16 protein-coding genes are annotated in these 16,664 nt (G+C 65.1%); 2 read left to right on the top strand and 14 right to left on the bottom strand.

The features are described from left to right. Nucleotides 1–3 precede the first annotated feature (3 nt). The 12 genes from ACMFWR_RS03435 to ACMFWR_RS03490 all read right to left on the bottom strand — a co-directional run bounded on the left by ACMFWR_RS03435 (nucleotide 4) and on the right by ACMFWR_RS03490 (nucleotide 12,853). Entirely contained in the window at nucleotides 4–1,188 is a 1,185-nt protein-coding gene (locus ACMFWR_RS03435) for a beta-ketoacyl-[acyl-carrier-protein] synthase family protein (RefSeq protein WP_413193629.1), read from the bottom strand. Next, complete coding sequence (locus ACMFWR_RS03440) at nucleotides 1,185–3,596, bottom strand: MMPL family transporter (RefSeq protein WP_413193630.1); 2,412 nt, start codon at nucleotides 3,594–3,596, stop codon at nucleotides 1,185–1,187. Before ACMFWR_RS03440 ends, ACMFWR_RS03435 begins: the two co-directional genes overlap by 4 nt. Continuing rightward, nucleotides 3,596–4,369, bottom strand: coding sequence for an outer membrane lipoprotein carrier protein LolA (locus ACMFWR_RS03445; protein WP_413193631.1), 774 nt, complete (start codon nucleotides 4,367–4,369; stop codon nucleotides 3,596–3,598). Before ACMFWR_RS03445 ends, ACMFWR_RS03440 begins: the two co-directional genes overlap by 1 nt. Then, on the bottom strand, nucleotides 4,357–4,788 hold the full coding sequence (locus ACMFWR_RS03450) for an acyl-CoA thioesterase (RefSeq protein ID WP_413193632.1): 432 nt from the start codon (nucleotides 4,786–4,788) through the stop codon (nucleotides 4,357–4,359). Before ACMFWR_RS03450 ends, ACMFWR_RS03445 begins: the two co-directional genes overlap by 13 nt. Further along, entirely contained in the window at nucleotides 4,785–6,398 is a 1,614-nt protein-coding gene (locus ACMFWR_RS03455) for an HAL/PAL/TAL family ammonia-lyase (protein WP_413194766.1), read from the bottom strand. The genes ACMFWR_RS03450 and ACMFWR_RS03455 overlap by 4 nt, the downstream gene beginning before the upstream one ends. A gap of 112 nt (nucleotides 6,399–6,510) precedes the next feature. Beyond that, nucleotides 6,511–8,214 (bottom strand): glycosyltransferase family 2 protein, encoded by a 1,704-nt coding sequence (locus ACMFWR_RS03460; protein ID WP_413193633.1) that lies wholly within the window; start codon nucleotides 8,212–8,214, stop codon nucleotides 6,511–6,513. Then, a complete protein-coding gene (locus ACMFWR_RS03465; protein WP_413193634.1) occupies nucleotides 8,211–10,097 on the bottom strand; it encodes an AMP-binding protein in 1,887 nt (628 codons plus the stop codon). The genes ACMFWR_RS03460 and ACMFWR_RS03465 overlap by 4 nt, the downstream gene beginning before the upstream one ends. Further along, nucleotides 10,094–10,684: a hypothetical protein gene (locus tag ACMFWR_RS03470; RefSeq protein ID WP_413193635.1), complete on the bottom strand. Its 591-nt coding sequence runs from the start codon at nucleotides 10,682–10,684 to the stop codon at nucleotides 10,094–10,096. Before ACMFWR_RS03470 ends, ACMFWR_RS03465 begins: the two co-directional genes overlap by 4 nt. Continuing rightward, nucleotides 10,684–10,935: an acyl carrier protein gene (locus tag ACMFWR_RS03475; RefSeq protein WP_413193636.1), complete on the bottom strand. Its 252-nt coding sequence runs from the start codon at nucleotides 10,933–10,935 to the stop codon at nucleotides 10,684–10,686. The genes ACMFWR_RS03470 and ACMFWR_RS03475 overlap by 1 nt, the downstream gene beginning before the upstream one ends. A gap of 65 nt (nucleotides 10,936–11,000) precedes the next feature. Beyond that, nucleotides 11,001–11,297 carry a phosphopantetheine-binding protein gene (locus ACMFWR_RS03480; protein ID WP_413193637.1) on the bottom strand — a complete coding sequence of 99 codons (297 nt, stop codon included), beginning with the start codon at nucleotides 11,295–11,297 and terminating at the stop codon, nucleotides 11,001–11,003. Next, nucleotides 11,272–12,066 carry a lysophospholipid acyltransferase family protein gene (locus tag ACMFWR_RS03485; protein ID WP_413193638.1) on the bottom strand — a complete coding sequence of 265 codons (795 nt, stop codon included), beginning with the start codon at nucleotides 12,064–12,066 and terminating at the stop codon, nucleotides 11,272–11,274. The genes ACMFWR_RS03480 and ACMFWR_RS03485 overlap by 26 nt, the downstream gene beginning before the upstream one ends. Continuing rightward, nucleotides 12,050–12,853, bottom strand: a complete 804-nt coding sequence (locus tag ACMFWR_RS03490) for a beta-ketoacyl synthase chain length factor (RefSeq protein ID WP_413193639.1) — start codon at nucleotides 12,851–12,853, stop codon at nucleotides 12,050–12,052. Before ACMFWR_RS03490 ends, ACMFWR_RS03485 begins: the two co-directional genes overlap by 17 nt. A gap of 642 nt (nucleotides 12,854–13,495) precedes the next feature. Here ACMFWR_RS03490 and ACMFWR_RS03495 point away from each other — a divergent pair. Further along, nucleotides 13,496–13,747 (top strand): hypothetical protein, encoded by a 252-nt coding sequence (locus ACMFWR_RS03495; protein ID WP_413193640.1) that lies wholly within the window; start codon nucleotides 13,496–13,498, stop codon nucleotides 13,745–13,747. 16 nt (nucleotides 13,748–13,763) lie between these two features. Here the strand turns inward: ACMFWR_RS03495 and ACMFWR_RS03500 are convergent, their stop codons facing one another. Continuing rightward, nucleotides 13,764–15,251 carry a PLP-dependent aminotransferase family protein gene (locus ACMFWR_RS03500; RefSeq protein ID WP_413193641.1) on the bottom strand — a complete coding sequence of 496 codons (1,488 nt, stop codon included), beginning with the start codon at nucleotides 15,249–15,251 and terminating at the stop codon, nucleotides 13,764–13,766. A gap of 143 nt (nucleotides 15,252–15,394) precedes the next feature. Between ACMFWR_RS03500 and ACMFWR_RS03505 the strand changes: the two genes are divergently transcribed. Next, nucleotides 15,395–15,583, top strand: coding sequence for a DUF2970 domain-containing protein (locus ACMFWR_RS03505; protein ID WP_413193642.1), 189 nt, complete (start codon nucleotides 15,395–15,397; stop codon nucleotides 15,581–15,583). Here ACMFWR_RS03505 and ACMFWR_RS03510 read toward each other — a convergent pair. After that, the gene (locus tag ACMFWR_RS03510) at nucleotides 15,567–16,589 is read right to left on the bottom strand and encodes a LysR family transcriptional regulator (RefSeq protein ID WP_413193643.1); all 1,023 of its coding nucleotides are present in this window, start codon (nucleotides 16,587–16,589) and stop codon (nucleotides 15,567–15,569) included. The two genes, ACMFWR_RS03505 and ACMFWR_RS03510, sit on opposite strands and share 17 nt — an antisense overlap. Nucleotides 16,590–16,664: the final 75 nt, after the last annotated feature.

Consider the following 16,664-nt stretch of genomic DNA (forward strand, 5'->3'; position numbering starts at 1 on the left):
TCATCACCGTCCAAGAATCAGGCTGGCATTGCTGCCGCCAAATGCAAAAGAGTTGCTCATCACGTATTGAGTATCCGTGCCGCGCGACAGGTAGCGTTCCTCTGATACCAGATCGAGTACGGGCAGCTCGGGATCGGCATCGCCGTCCCAGAGGTGTCGGGGCAACGCGACGTCGTCACGCGCGAGCGCGAGCCAGCACAAGCCGAGTTCGGTTGCGCCGGCTGCCCCCAGCGTATGGCCCGTCAACGGCTTGGTGCCGCTCGTCGGTACGCCGCCCGGAAACACGCGCGACATCAGGCGTGCCTCCATCTGGTCGTTCTTGACCGTGGCCGTCGCATGCAGATTGACGTACCCGATCGTGCGGCTGTCGAGCCCTGCATCGCGCAGCGCGTTGCGCAAAGCGATTTCACCGCCTGCACCTTCGGGATCGGGTGACGAGATATGGTGTGCGTCGCTCGATTCGCCGGCGCCGACGAGCGCGACCGGCGCTTCGTCGCGGCTCATCAGGAAGACCGCCGCGCCCTCGCCGATATTGATGCCGCTGCGTGTGCGGCTCATCGGGTTCATCCGTACCGGGCTCGTCGAATCCAGTGCCGAGAACCCTTGCAACGTGAGCTCGCAGAGCGAGTCGACACCGCCCGCGACGACGGCGTCGCAGAAGCCCAGTGTGAGCAGGCGGCGCGCGGAGATCATGGCCTTTGCGCTCGACGTACACGCGGTCGAGATCGTATACGCGGGTCCTTTGACGCCGAGCGCGGCTGCGGCAAAGGGGGCTGCGGTGCCGATTTCCATCTGCCGGTAGTCGAACTCGCCGGCGAGCTCACCGGTGCGGGCTCGATGCGCGAGCGCAGCCTCGGCGGCGCCGACGCCCGAGGTGCTCGTGCCCAGCACGACGCCGATGCGATGAGCGCCGAAACGCGCGCTGGCCGCGTCGATCGCGGGACGGATCTGCGCGAGCGCCGACAGCAGCAGGCGATTGTTCCGGCAGTCATACGCAGCAAGCGCGTCGGGCGGTGCGAGATCGAGTGGCGTGTGCACACGGCCAACGAATGCATCACCCAGCTGGCTTTGCACGGGCTGCATGCCGGGCGCAACACCGGCAGCGAGCGATGCCACGATCGAATGCGCATCGTGACCGAGGGCGTTGATCATGCCGAGCGCATGAAGATAGACGCGAGGTGCGCTCACGCGGTCCTCCTTTGAATGCGGGACATGCCGATCGGCGCGAGCACGACGGACACGAGAATGCCGATCGTCAGCGTGGCGCCGAAACTCTTGAGTGCGGGCATCGAACTCACGCCGAGCATGCCGAACGAGAGCAAGGTCGTCGCGGCGGAGAGCATCACGCCGGTCCAGACAGCGCCAAGATCGGCATCGGCGCGCAGCACGCCTTCACGCAAGAACACGGCGTAGTTCACGCCGACGCCAAGCACGAGCATCAGGGCGAGTCCGTTGAACAGCGTGAACGGCACATGCGCATAGCCGAACACCGCGAGCGTGGCGCCGATCCCCAGGCAGACGGGCAGCGTGACGCCGATGCCGCCGCGCATGCCATAGCGAATCATCAGCAGTACGAGGACGAGGGCAAGCGCGCCGCCCAGCCAGATTGCGCTGTCGAGCCGGTACGCACCGAACAGGCGCGAAACGCTGGCTGCCTTGTCGACGAAGCTGACTCCTGTAACGGTGCGGCCCGTTGCAATCAGTGCTGCCGTGTTCGACGCAGTGACACCCTGCGGAATCACGACGGCGGCGAATACGTCGGGCACGCGGGTCGAAGCGCCGATCCAGAGGTGCCTGAACGGCTGGGACCACGGCGTGGCGAGCCAATGGTCGATATCGAAGACGCCTTCGCCCGCCTTATCTGCATTGCTAGCGCTTGCGAGCCATGCATCGGCGACGTCGTCACGAAATCCCGCGCCGGCCAGCATGGCGCGCACGGCAGCCGGATCGTTGAAGACGTGCGCTGCAAACAGCGCATGGTTGTCGCGTTGCCGCGCCGCCGACGGCACGAAGGCGGTGACCGTCTGCAGCCCGGCGATCCGGTTTGAACCCGTCAGGGCGGTGAGCTTGTCGCTCAGTGCCTCGGCGCGTTGAAGCACGGCTTCGACGGTGTCGCCACGCACCACAAAAAACTGCGCGCTGTTGTCGATGCCGACGGTGTCCGCAATGCGTCGCTCCTGGGCAACCAGCGAGGGGTCGCGTTGGATCAGTAGATGAATATCGTCGTCGCTGCGCAATTGAAGCCAGCCCGGAATGGCGATCAGCACAACAACGATGGCCACGCCCGCCGCGCGCGTGCCACCGATGCACGCATGCCACGCGGCGAGTAAGCGTGCGGCCGACGCGAACAAGGCGCGCGGACTGCGCCGTGCCGGCCGGGGCAGACCCGTCGGCAGCAACGAGATCACGGACGCAAAGGCGGTGGCGATCCCCACGATCGCAAAGCACGCAATCTGCTTGAGCGCAGGGAAGGGAGCCACGGTCAGAATCGCGTATCCGAGCAAGCTTGTCGCGAGTGCGACGGTGAGCGCCGGCGCAACAGCACGCGCACCGCGCCGCGCGTCCCAGTCGCGCGAGGCGCCCAGATAGACAACGAAATACTGGATCGAATAATCAACGGCTTCACCGATCAGGCTGGCGCCGAACACGAGCGTCAGCAGGTGGAGCTTGCCGAAGATCAGCAAGGTCGCGGCGAGCGCGAACAGGATGCCGAGCGCGGTCGAGACAAAGCCGAGCGCCAGCAGCCATGGTGAACGGAATATCCAGAGCATCAGCAAGGCGATGCCAGCAAGCGAGACGATGCCGATCTCATGGACCTCGCGTTCCGATGCGCTGCGCGCCGATTCGGCGTAGAACACGGCGCCGGTGCGATCAAGCGTGACGTCGGCATACGTCTGCTGCACGCTCGTTTGCGCGTTCGCGATTGCGTTCAGCACGGCATGCTGGACCTCGGACTCGTAGGCCGATCCGCGCAAGGTCGCGACGACCATCACGCGTGTCGAGGTACCGGCGTGAGCGACAAGCAGATTGTCTTCGACGGTGAGGTTCGATGTCGCGAGCGGCAGCCCGGCAAGCCAGTTCTGAAGCCAGCCGAACGGATCGTCGGCGAGTTCGGTGGCAAGGCCAGCGCTCGGCGGCGCATAGAGGCGTTGCATCAGCACGTCGTGCAACGCACCCGGACCACTCAGGACCGCGGCGCGATCCGCGGGCGTCAGCAAGCCGAAGCGATAAGGCTGGTACGCACGCGCAATCTGCGAGACATCGAACGGCGGGATCTCTGCGGTGACGGACTGGAAAGCACCGCTGGCCGACAGCGCCGCGCCGAGCTGCTTCGCGGCGGCCTTTGCATGGGCTGCGTTATCGCTCGACACGAGCAACACGGCACGATTGCCGAGCACGCCGGCGAGGTGATCGACGGCCTCCTCGGCGACGGGGTCGGCTTCGGTCGCCGGCAGCAACGCGAGCAGATTCGTTTCCAGCGGCGACGGCCCTGCCATGCGCCACCCGCAATAGGCGAGCGCAGCGAGTGCGAGCACGAGCCAGAGCGCGCGGACAGGCCACGTGCGTTCGGCGGCGCGAGTTTGCAGCGCCTTCATCAAGGCGTTCCGAACAGGCTGCGCTCGGCGGGAGCGAGCTCGGTGACGGGCGTCGTGCCGGTAAAGTCGAATTGCGTCACGTCGCCGCGTGCCGTGGTGACGCGCAGGCTCTGCAAATACTCGCCGCCGCTCATTGTCAGCGAGGCGATGGCCTGGGCGATCTGGGGCTGATTGGGTGTGAGCACCATCTGCCAGTGCGAGGTCGTGCCTTCGGCGCGCACGTCGAACTGTGAGTACAGCGCGCTCAGATCGCCCGCGAGCATCGAGCGCATCATCGTCGAGACTTGGGCGGCACCGCGCGCGCCTTGCGCGCCCTTTCCGGGGACTGCGTGACCTTGCGCGTCAAGCTCGCGCACGCCAGCGTCCGTGATGATCCAGCTCGCCTGATAGGGGGTATCGATCTGCCAGAGTGCGCCGCGTTCACGAACGAACAGCAGCGAGCCGGTGCTGACGAGCGGCTGTTTCAACGCCGCGCGCGATTGCGTCTGTGTGAAACGGGCGCGGATACTTTTCGCCTGGCCAAGTTGGGCCGCGATCTGCGACACCAGGGTGCTCGAGGATGCAGATGCCGAACTGGAAGCGTGGTTTGGTCCCGAAGCCGAAGCCGAAGCCGATGCCGATCGAGGCGCGGCCGCCACGCCGGACGCCGATGCTTGCCCTGCGCCACTCTGCGCGAGTGCCTCGCCTCCGGCCAGGCCGGTCATCGTGCCAAGAACGAGCACGGCGACGACGCCAAGGCATGTGCGCCCGACGGTTCGCTTCACTGGGCCCATGCACGCTCCAGCTTTTCGAATACGACAGCCGGCGACAGGTATTGCAGCTCTTGCGTAGCCGCGTGCACGGCGACCTGGATCGTATAGCCCTTGGTCAGGCGCGTGCCGCTCGCGCGATCGAAGATCTCGTACGCGATCTTCAGGCGGCATTCGTATTCGAGCAAATGCGCGTGCACGTCGAGCCACTGGCCGTAGGTCGCGGGCTTTACGTACTTGAGGTGCGCCTCGACGACGGGCCAGACGTAGCCCGATGCCTGCATCTCGCGGTAGTCGTAATCGAACTTGCGCAGCAATGCCGCACGGCCCGACTCGAAGTACTTCAGGTAGTTGCCGTGCCAGCAGACGTTCATGGCATCGACGTCATGGAACGGCACTTCGACGGATGCACTGGCGCTCAGGAATTTGGGGCGATCGTTCATGACGCCGCTCCCTGGGTCAGAGTTCCCTGAGTCAGCACTCCCTGAGTCAGCGCTCCCTGAACCAGCTCGCCTGATGCAATGCGCGCGGTGATATCCCGCAGCTCATGCTCGAGCGCGCGGTCTTCGTCGACGAACGGCGACGCGAGCGTCACCTCGTCGATAAAGGCCTGCAGGGGGGCGGGAATCGACGTCGAGGCATTGATGCGAAGACGCAGCCGCACGGCTTGCACGGTCGCGAGCGTGTGCGCCGCAAAGACCTGCTCGGTCAGCTCGAGCACGCGCAGGCAGTCGCGCGCTGCGATCGTGCCCATGCTGACCTTGTCCTGGTTGTGCGCTTCCGTCGAGCGCGAAAAAACGCTGGCGGGCATCGTGTGCTTGAGCGCCTCGGCCGTCCATGCCGACGATGAGATCTGCACGGCCTTGAAGCCATGATTGATCGGTGCGCGTGCCGAGGTCGCGCCGGTCAGGTTGCGCGGCAAGCCGTTGTTGAACTTGTCGTCGACAAGCAGCGCGAGCTGCCGGTCCATCAGGTCGGCGAGATTCGCGACGGCGGTCTTGAGTGCGTCCATTGTGAACGCGATGTGCCCGCCGTAGAAGTTTCCGCCATGCAGCACGCGTTCGCCGTCAGGGTCGATCAGCGGATTGTCGTTGGCGCTGTTGAGTTCGTTTTCGATGTCGCGGCGCATCCAGCTCAGCGCGTCGCAGACCACGCCGATCACGTGCGGCGCGCAGCGAATCGAATAGCGATCCTGGAGCCGGTGGCCCGGGGTGTCCGCGCGGTCGGCCAGGTCGGCGCGGATCCACGCCGCGGCTTCGGCCTGTCCGGCATGCGGCTTCGCTTCGAAGATCATCGGGTCGAAGTGGGCCGCACGGCCGTCGAGCGCGACCGTCGACAACGCGGTCAGGCGCGACGCGAGACGCGCAAGCTGGCTCGCGCGCGCAAAGGCGAGACATGCGAGGCCGGTCATCACGGCCGTGCCGTTCATCAGCGCGAGGCCTTCCTTGGGCGCAAGCGTCAGCGGTTCACGATCGAGTTCGGCCCACACGTCGCGCGCCTGCATCAGGCGGCCGCGATAGTCGACTTCGCGCTCGCCGACCAGTGCGGCTGCGACGTAGGAGAGGGGTGTCAGGTCGCCGCTGGCCCCCACCGACCCTTCGGCCGGGATGCGTGGCAGCACGCGATGGTTGATCAGGTCGGCGACGCGCTCGAGCAGCACGGGGCGAACGCCCGAGAACCCGTATGCGAGCGAGTTCAGACGCGCCGCGATGACGGCGAGCGCCTCCGCGTCCTCGAGGTAACGGCCCATGCCGCATCCGTGATAGCGCGTGAGCTGTAGCGGCAAGGCTTCGACGAGCTCCATCGGCACGTCGACGACACAGGCGTCGCCATAGCCGGTGTTGACGCCATAGACGGTCGCGCCGGACTCGAGGTGACGGCGCAGGAAGTCTGCGCCACGTGCGATGCGGCTGCGCCATGCGGGGTCGGTGCTGAGCTGCACGGGAACGCGCCGTGACGCGATGGCCACCACGTCCTCGATGGTCAGGTGGCGGCCGCCGATCGTGATGGCGTCCGTAGCGTGCTGCTTCGCTTCATCGGCAAGGTGACCCAACTCCGCAGCGTCGCCTCGGGCAGCCGGATTCGTATCGGTCGCCGGCACATTTGCCGATCCGGCGTGAGCGGGTCGAGCCGCGTGCGCAGGCGTGCGCGCGGTGTCGTTCAAATCATGTTCGGCCACGCGCGTCTCCACTCGGCTGGGCGGGGCGCGCCCAGAAATCGAAAAAATTGAACCATTGATAGGGTGCCTTGCGGCAGTAGTACTCGAGGCGCGTCGCATAGCGTTGCGCCCAGTCGGCGAGATGCTCGGCGCGGCCCTTGCGCGGCAGTTCGATGCGCTCGGCGAACGACTCGAAATACAGACGGTGCTTGCCGCTGTCCTTGAGGCAGAAGAACAGATACACGGGGCAGCCGAGCGCGTGGGCGAGCACATACGGGCCCAGCGCGAACGGAGCGGCCGAGCCGAGGAACTGCGCCGACGTCGTGCGGCCGGATTCCCGCGCGGGCGTGCGATCGCCGACGATGACGAGCCACTCGCCACGCTCGATGCGCTCCTGCAGCATCAGCGTGGTTTGTGGACCGAAATCGCTGACCTGGATCAGGCGCTCCGCGAAGTCCTTATTGGCCGAATTGAGCACGCTGTTGAAGCGGCGTGCATGCTCGGTATAGACCACGGCGGTCACCTTCGTATGCGAGCCTTGCACGGCTAGCGCACGCGCCATCTCGAGGTTCCCGAGGTGCGAACCGATGATCAGCGCACCGCGTTTGCTCGCGCGCAGGGCATCGAGCGCCGCGCTGTCGTCGAGCGTGACGGTCGCACGGTCGAGCCGGCCCGACCATGCGACGAGTTTGTCGAAGCCCGATTGGGCGAACGTCAGCATGTGCCGGTAGGCGCTGAGCCATCCGGGGCGCGGCGTCGGCTCGGGCGATGCAAAACGTTGAAGCTGGGCGAAGTAACGGTGCGATGCTTCGCGCGCGGGTCGGCCGGTAACGAGGAAATACGCAACGATCGGATGCAGCCAGAGCGCAGTGAGCCGGGGGCCGATCGTGCGGCAACCCAGTGCGAGCAGCATCATGCCGAAGCGGCTGCCGCGCTCGGCCATGCGCCACCACGGCTCGGTCTTGCCGCGCGGCATCACCTTGTGCGCGAGCAACATCGGCAGGCGCCAGAGCATGCCGAAGAAAAGGCGTGTGTGACTTTTGCTGATACGCACGTTGTCGCGAAACACGTCGAAATGCGACACACCATCGATCGCATACGTGACGCGCGTCGGAATCGACACGAATTCCGCGCGGCGCCAATACAGGCGCACGAGGATTTCGATATCGAAGTCCATGCGCGTCGGCAGTGCGACGCGATCGATCAGATCGCAGGCGAGCGCAAGCGGGTACAGTCGAAAGCCGCACATCGAGTCGCGAATCGTGAACGACAGGGTTTCGATCCAGACCCAGACGTGAGTCAGGTAGCGGCCATAGAGACGGGACTTGGGCACGCTCTCGTCATAGATCGGCTGACCAATGATGACGGCGTGCGGCTTGGCACGAGCGGCCTCGAGAAACCGCGGCACGTCCGACGCATCGTGTTGCCCGTCCGCATCGATCTGCAGCGCATGCGTGAAGCCTGCCGCGCGCGCCGCGAGCAGTCCGGCCATGACGGCGGCGCCTTTGCCACCGTTGACCGGCAAGCGCGACAACCTGACCTGTTCGCCGTGCCGTGCGGCCAGTGCGGCCAGCACGCGCTGAGTCGGTTCGTCGCTACCGTCGTCGACGATAAAGATCGGCAGGCCATGCACGGCGAGCCGCTCGACGGTGATGCCGATCGCGTCCTTGTGGTTGTAGATCGGAATGACGACACAGGCAGCAAGGCTCATGCGGGCTCCCTGTAGACAATGACGCCCGACGCGCAGTCGCGTTCGCCAAGGCGATACCGGAATTGCATGCGCCGGCGTTGCACATCATGTTTGAGTGTCAATTTGAGCACCACGCCCGGAGGCACGGGGGCCGTGAACTTGATCTGGTCGACCGATGCGACTGCACGGACGTCCGGAACATCGACCGAGGCGAGCTTGACCGCCCAGTCGATCTGCACGACGCCGGGCAGAATCGGCAGGCCCTCGAAATGTCCTGCGAAATGGACGAGGGAATGCGGCACATGCAATTCGTAGACGTGTTCGTCGGCGTGTGTCGATTCGCAGAGCAGGTCGAAGCCTTCGTCGCCGGCTTTGAACGCTTGTGCGACGCGCGTTGCCTGAAGCTTGCCGCGTACGTCATACGGCAATGCGCGGCGGAATCGCCAGTAGCGCGGCAACACCACCACGTCGAAGTAACCGGCAAGATGACGCCGCAGCGTCTTGGCGAGCTGAATGCGGCCTTCGGCGTGCAGGGCCTGCTGACCCTCGGCCGACAAGGCAATCAGCGCGCCGACCCGTTGGCGCGACGCGCCGTCGAGCTGCACGGTCGCTGCCTGAGAGACGAACGGGTGCTGCCTGAGCCGGCCTTCGAGTTCGCTCAGCGACAGGCGTTTGCCTTCGATCTTGAGCACGCGGTCCAGGCGGCCCTGAAGACGGAAATGGCCGTCGTCGTCAAATAGGGCTTCGTCATCGGTGCGATGCCAGCCGTCGTGCCCGATATGCGCGGACCGGACCTCGAGCGCGCCGTCTTCGCCACGGCGCACGGCGATGCCTGGCATCGGCGACCAGGCCTGCGTCTGATGCTGCGCACGCCATGCGATGCCGCCCGTCTCGGTGCTGCCGTAAATCTCGAACGGCGCAACGCCGAAAGTGTCTGCAAACTGCGCCGCGGTGTCGGGCGCGAGAGGGCCGCCGGACGAAAAGAATGCGCACGGCACGGGATCCAATCCGGCGAATCCGGGCAATTCTGGCCAGCGCGACAGTTGGGCCGGGGTCGACACGATGGCGGCTCTGCCGCAGTGCGCGATCTGTGCCTGCGCATGTTGCGGATCGACGCAGGTGGCGCGCGCGAATGGCCGGCCCGCGGCCAACGGCCAGAACACGCGGAACAGCATGCCGTAGATATGATGATGCGGGACGCTCGCGAGCATCGTCGCGTCGCCAAGATGCGCGCCCCATTGCCGCTCGAGCGTGTGGACTTCGGCGTTGAACTGGGCGAGCGTCTTGTGCACGGGCTTGGGCGTGCCGCTGCTGCCGGAGGTGTAGAGCGTCAGCGGCGCATCGGCGCGAATTGCCAACGCCACGGCGTCGCCTGCTTTGGCGTCTGCCTCGGCGATGGCGCGGTCGAGCATCGCGGCGATGGTCTCGTGCGTCAGCAACTGATCGTACGCGCCGGAGAGATCGGCCAGATACCCGGGCGTCGAATTGGCCGGAATCACGGGAACGTGGCCGCACGCGAACAGCGCGAACAGCGCGCACGCGAATGCGTACGGATCGTCGGTACAGAGTGCGACGCGTCGCGCCACGGATTGCGCACCCAGCGGCGCTGCCTGGATCGGGCGCTGCGCTGCCTGAGGAGAGGCGTGCTCTGCCTGAGGAGAAGAGTGCCCTGCCTGAGAGGAGAGCGGCCCTGATTGTGGATCGTGCAGCGCGGGCAGCGCGCGAAACTGCGCCACCATGCCCGCTGTATGCGCGCGAAACGCTTCAAAGTCGATGTGGGCCGTACCGTCCCGGCAGACGAGCGCCGATCGCGTGTCGGGCACCGCCGCGGCGTCTGCCGCATCCGGTGCAGCAAGGGCGTGTGCTGCGCGCTGGTCGGCGAGCAGGTCGTGCAGTGCGATCATGCGATCCCCTGGCGTGCGGCGCGCGGCTCCATGACGCATTTGCGCCATGCGAATTCGCCGATCAGGAGGGTGCCGCAGAGCACGTAGGCCACTGCGCCGTTATAGAGCGACCATGCCTCGCGCGACCAGTTGAGGGCGGTGTAGACCGAAAACACCGTGTTCGCTGCGAAGAACACGCACCAGATCTGCGTCACGCGGCGCGTATAGCGGATGATGTGCGGCGCGGGGTCGGGGCGCGAGATACGCGCGAATTTCTCGATCATTGTCGGGCCCTTGACGAGGGTCGCGCCGAACACGGCAAGCAGACCGAGATTGACCAGCGACGGGTACAGCCGCATCAGCTGTTCACTGTCGGTCAGCACGACCGCCGCCGACGCGCAGCTCAACACGCCCGCAACCGTCCAGTCCACGCGTGACAGCTTGCGCAACGAAGCGGCAAGCGCGCCGGTGCCCGCCCATCGCTGCAACCACAGCAAGGCGAACAGCAACGCGCCGACATAGCGCGGCGACACCCAGCGCCATACGCACAGGATCACGACCGGGTAAGCGAGACTCGCGGCAACGCGCAGTACCCTGCGTGGCTGCATCAAGCCTGCTCCGCGAGCAGCGACTCGACGGCCGCGATCACGTCACCGACCGTGCGCACGGCCTTGAATTCATCGGGCTTGATGCGGCGGCCCGTCATTTCCTGGAGCTTGATGGCGAGATCGACGGCGTCGATGCTGTCGAGGTCGAGTTCCTCGAACAGATGCGCTTGCGGCGTTACGGTCGCCGGGTCGATGTCGAAGTTTTCCTTGAAGATGGCACGGATGCGCTCAAGGATTTCTGCTTCAGTCATGATGTATTTCCCTGTTCTTCTGTGTGCTTTGTAGTGCGTCGTAGCGTAGCGTGTCGCAGCGCGCGTTATTGTGTTTTTCCGGCCGTGTCTGCGACGGCGGCGGAGTCGCGCTGACTCATGATGAATGCGGCGAGCGTGTTCACCGAGGTGAAATACTCGCGCACGTTTTCGTCGTCCGGGGCGATCGTCAGGTGGTACTGCTTGCGCAGCACGATGCCGATCTCGAGCGCATCGATCGAGTCGAGCCCCACTCCGTCGGTCGAAAAGAGCGGCGTGTCGTCGCCGATATCGTCGGGTGTCAGGTGTTCGAGATCGAACGCGTCGATCAGAAGCTGCTTAATTTCCAGTTTTAAAGAATCCATGGCCGAACAGGTGTTGAGTGATATGCGCTTCGATGGCGCTGGTCACGCTGCGCGCGGCAAGAGCCGCGGGCGCTTCGTGCGGTGCGAGTTGCTCGATGCCGATCGGGTCGAGCACGTTGACGCTGATGCGGAATGCGCGCGGTGGCACGTCATACCAGCGCATCTGCTTGGTGAAAGCGGGCGGGTCGCAGTGCATCAGGACCGGCAGAATCGGCGCGCTCGCGTGCAGGGCGATGTAGGCGAAGCCGCGTGAAAACGCATGAAGGCGGTTGAGCCCGGGGCTGCGCGAGCCCTCGGGAAAGATAATGATCGAATAGCCGTTGGCGAGCTGGCGTGCGCAATCTTCGACGAGCCCGGCCGGGTCGGCATTGCTGACGTATTGGGCCGCGCGCACGATGCCCCAGAAGCAAGGGTTGCCCCAGTGTGCGTTTTTAACGACGCAGCAGGCGCGCGGCATCAGCGACAGCAGGACCATCACGTCGAGATAGGTCGGATGGTTGGCCGTGACGATGACCGGTCCGCTCGCCCGCAGCCTCGCGGCGTTCGAGGTGTCGAGCCGCATCACGCCGGCGTAACGCAGCGCAAGGACGAGCGCGCGAAAGAACACGTGAATCACATAGGCGACCGTGCGCTGCCGTGACGCGCGATGAGGCCACAGGCACGAAAGCGGAAACGCGACGATCGAGAACAGCAGGCCGCAGATGCCGAAGACGACAAAGCTCAGGCCGGTCGCGAACAGCCGCCAGGCGTAGTTAAACCGTGCCGGCATGTTGCCCCCGCTCGTGTGCCGCGCTCAGGCCGTTTATCTCGCGCGCGTCCGCGACGGGGCTCCAGCCCCAGTGCCAGGTCGAGCCCGTGTCGTGCCACATGGTCGGACGCCCGCTCTCGAGGCATCGCTGGAGTGCCTCGCTTTGCGTCGCGAACGCGGCGTCCGGATCGGCGGGCGATGTCACATGCGCTGCAGCGCTTGAAGTCGCACTTGAAGCCGCTATCAAAGCCGCATTCGTCGCCATCACCGCACAGTCCAGATGACCCAGCGGGGCGTGCTTCGCATCGATCAGGATCGCGACCGCGCCCTGCGTGACTTCCTGCTCGACCGAACCGTACACCGGATCGGCCGGCACATCGGCATAGACGACCAGCACGGGAGTCGACGGATCTTCGGAGTACTGCGCATGCGCTTCGAGCAGCGCATAGCCGAGCGTTTGGGCGCCGGCCGCGACCGCGGTGGCCGGCGAACGATCATGCCGCGCGATGCCGTAAATGCCCGACATCGCGTTGAGCACCGACAGGCTGAATGCGTTGGGCGACACGGGTTCGCGCGCCTCGATGTCGTTCAGGATGGCGGTGGTGCGCTGCAACTCGCCGTGTCGCGAAGCAAACACGAGCCTGACCTCCGGGCGCGCGTGGGCACAGTCGTGCGCGACCGACAGGGCCATCTTCGAGAGCGCGCTCAGGCGGCGGCGCACCATCGGATCGATGAAGTCCAGTTTCGGGGCGGTTGTCGTAGTCGAAGACCACGAGGCGACCGGCAGGGTCCAGCGCAAATCGGGCATCTCAGCTTCGCAAAGGAAAAGGTGCGCCGGATCGTTGAGAGTCTTTGAAACGGCGCTCACTGCTCCACTTGCGCGCATTCACGCAAGGGATTCGCTACGTTCGAAGTTTATCGGCAATTTGTATGGATTATTTAGGGTGAAAAAAGATAATCCCACTTCAATAGCGGCTCCGAGAAAATTCTGGTGAATCGTCGGGTTCCGCTTGAGTATTTATTGATTTATTGACTCGGAAGTGTCTGACTGCCGACACAGATTTCGCGATCGGCGATGTGATGCGCAATACGAGCAATACGACCCCGGACGCGTTTCGCTCATTAATGGCCGGTGCTACACGCGCTGTATGAATTAGTCAATCTTGTGGAGTATGGAATGACTAGATTGCACATTCGAGACATTGCAATAGCCAAATCGTCAAAAAACGTAACTGCCGCCGATGCACACCACGCATGCCTGACCGGCGAGACACGCTGATGCGGCAAGGCGCACTGTGCAGGGTATGCGGTGAAGGCAACTGTAGGCTTCGTAACCAGGCGTAACTGGCGGGAAACAACTGGATTAAGGCGCTGCGCCCCCGGAGTTCGACGGCGATACTGGTTTGTCGCCCGCACGCGGCATCTTCCAAGACCCCCAACCGGAGGACCCATGCGTCTCTCGCTCCCCGTTTTTGCCGTTGCAGCGGCTGCCACGTTCATTTCCGCCAGCGCCTGGGCGGATGTCGCGCAACCCGATATGGATGCTGCACTTCGTTCGCTCGAAACCGCGAAGCACCAGATCGAACTCGCCGACAAGACGCCCGACAAGGACGGTCATGCCCACAAGGCATCGGCGCTGATCCTGCAAGCGATCGACGAAGCCCGCGCGAGCATCGCGTCGCGCAACGCTGAAGGCAAGTAACGAGCGACCCGCGTCGCTACGACTTGCCGGCGGGGACGCCGCCCCGGCGCGGCGTCCCCGCTGTTGCTCCCTCTGTTGTCTTCGACAGGCGCACGAGCGGATCGGCGACGATCTCACCGAGCTTGCGAATCGATTCCTCGAGTTGTGGGCTCCACGGATGTCCGAAATTGAGCCGGATACAGTTCTGAAAGGCGTGGGTGGCCGAAAAGATCGGCCCGGGTGCAAGGCTGATTCCGTGCTCGATGGCGCGACGGTGCAAGGCCATCGCGTCGATTGCCAGCGGCAGTTCGATCCAGACGAAGTAACCCCCCGCGGGCAGCGTCCAGCGCGTACCTTCCGGCATGTAGCGGCGTAGCGCCTGCTGCATCGACGCCATCTGCGTGTTCAGTGCGGCGCGCAACTGGCGCAGGTGCTTGTCGTAGGCGCCGTGCTGTAAAAAGTCGGCGATGCCGGCTTGCGCGGGAATGCTCGCCGAGAGCGTCGTCATCAGCTTGAGTCGCTGTATGCGCTCCGCGAACCGGCCCGCCGAAACCCAGCCGATACGATAGCCGGGCGCCAATGTCTTCGAAAACGACCCGCAGTGCATCACGAGCCCGTGTGTATCGAACGCCTTGGCTGGCAGCGGACGCGCCTTGTCGAAGTGAAGCTCCTGATAGACGTCGTCCTCGATCAGCGGCACGTCATGGGCGGCGAGCAGCTCGACGAGCGCCTTCTTCTTCGTGTCCGTCAACGTGGCGCCCGTCGGGTTCTGGAAATTCGTCATCAGCCAGCACGCCTTGACCGGGTGCTTCTCGAGCGCCTGAGCCAGTGCATCGAGGTCGAGGCCGGTGAGGGGATCGACGGGGACCTCGAGCGCGCGCAGATCGAGCCGCTCGATCGCCTGCAGCGCGGCATAGAAGCCCGGGGACTCGACCACGACGATATCCCCCGGACGCGTCACGGCCATCAGACTCAGGTTCAACGCTTCGAGCGCACCGTTGGTGACGACGATCTCGTCGACCGGAGACGCCATGCCCGCGCCGACGTAGCGCAGCGCGATCTGCCGGCGAAGTTGTTCGTTGCCCGGCGGCAGGTCTGCGACCGTGCTCCACGGGTTCAGCGATCGCACGCCCTGCGTCAGTGACTTGGCGAGCCGCGACAACGGAAACAGCAGCGGCGACGGAAACGCCGAGCCAAGCGGCACGGCGTCGACGTGCTTGGTCGCTTGCAGCACGGAGAACACGAGGTCGCTGATATCGACCCTTGCCGACTCGGCCAGCGACGGCCGATGCGCCTCCGGCGCGGGCGAAACGGCGGCGCCCGGCGTCACGAAGTAGCCCGAGCGCTCTTCGGCGCGGATCAGCCCCCACTCCTCGAGCAGGTAGTAGGCGCTCAGCACGGTGGACTGACTCACACCGTGCTGCGTCGTGATCTGCCGCAGCGAGGGCAGCTTCGATCCGATCGGCACGCGGCCGGCGCGGATCTCCTCGGCCAATGCATGGGCGAGCGTTTCGTACCGGTTCATCAGGGCCTCGATATCGCTGCTACGGCCGAAAAAGTGCCATCTGCTTCTGTCATGGGCGGGCGCAAACGGGAATCATCGCAATCAAGGCCCGGATACCCGTGCCGGGCACACAAGCCGGTATCGATCCGGGGAAGGAGAGGATCATGACATTTCTTCGCATGGTGCGCGTCGTTCTATGGAGCTTCTTCGGTGTGCGCAGGCGCGCTTCGCATGAGGCCGACTTTGCGCACGTCAAGCTGCCGCTGTTGCCGGTCGTCGCCTTTTCGCTGGCGGCGTGCTTTGGCGGCACGTTGTTCTGCGTGGCGCGCTTCGCGGTCACGCACGCGCACTGATCGGGCTCGCCACGTCGGCACGCCAGCGCGCAAGGAAGGCGCGCACAGCGGGCGCGCGTTCGCGTTTCCGGCTTGCAATGGCAATTTCGGTCGGCACGGCCCTGCCGGCAATCGGCCGGTACACGACGCCCGGCAGCGCAACACACCGCGCGAGTGCGTCGGGGACCACCGTCACACAATCGCCGAGCGACACTCTCGCCAGCACCGAGGTCAACGTCCCCGGCTGGCCGATGATCTCGGGCGTAAATCGGCCGCGCCGCCCCACCTCCATCACGCCTGACTTCTGTTCGGGCAGCACGAACGACTCGTTGCGAAGCTGCGTTGGCGAGATCTCGTCGAGGGCGGCCAGCGCGGAGTCCGCGGGCACCCCGAGCACAAACGTGTCGCGCATGATGGTCGTGCTTACGATCGAATCGGGCAGCAGCATCGGCGGCCGATAGTAGGCGAGATCGAGCTGTCCCTCCTCGAGCATCTCCGCCACCTTGTGCATCAGGACCTCGCGCACATTGATTTCCACACGCGCGTGCGCCTTGCGAAACGTCCCGACGGTATCGCGCAGCACCCCTGAATACGCGGCCGACGAGACGTAGCCGATTTCGATGCGGCCGAGTTCGCCGCGCTCCGCCGCCCGGGCAGACTCGGTTGCGCGCGCCATGTGGTCGAGCGCGAGTCGCGCGTGCTCGGCATACGCCACGCCGGCCGCGGTGAGTTCGACGCTGCGCTTGGTCCGCAAGAAAAGCCGGGCGTCGAGCAGGCGTTCGGCTTCCTGGATCGTTCGCGTGAGCGAGGGCGGGGCGAGGTCCAGTGCTTCGGCCGCGCGAGAAAAGTGCAGATGCTCGGCCACGGCCAGGATGCAGCGCAGATGCCGGGTGTCGAGCGGCGGTTCGGGAGCCTGCGACGCTCGCGTACGGGACGTTGCTGCGCCTGCGTGACGACCGGTTCGCTCGTGCGGATCGGTCGTGGCCGAGGCCCTCTGGTTCTTGCGATTCGGGCGTGTTGAAGTCATGTCGCTCTGCGTCATCGTCGACTCCGTGTATTAACATTTTCGTCAATTATTTTGCCTCGATCTGTCAATGACGCG

Source organism: Pararobbsia alpina (assembly GCF_965118125.1).
Lineage (GTDB): Bacteria > Pseudomonadota > Gammaproteobacteria > Burkholderiales > Burkholderiaceae > Pararobbsia > Pararobbsia alpina_A.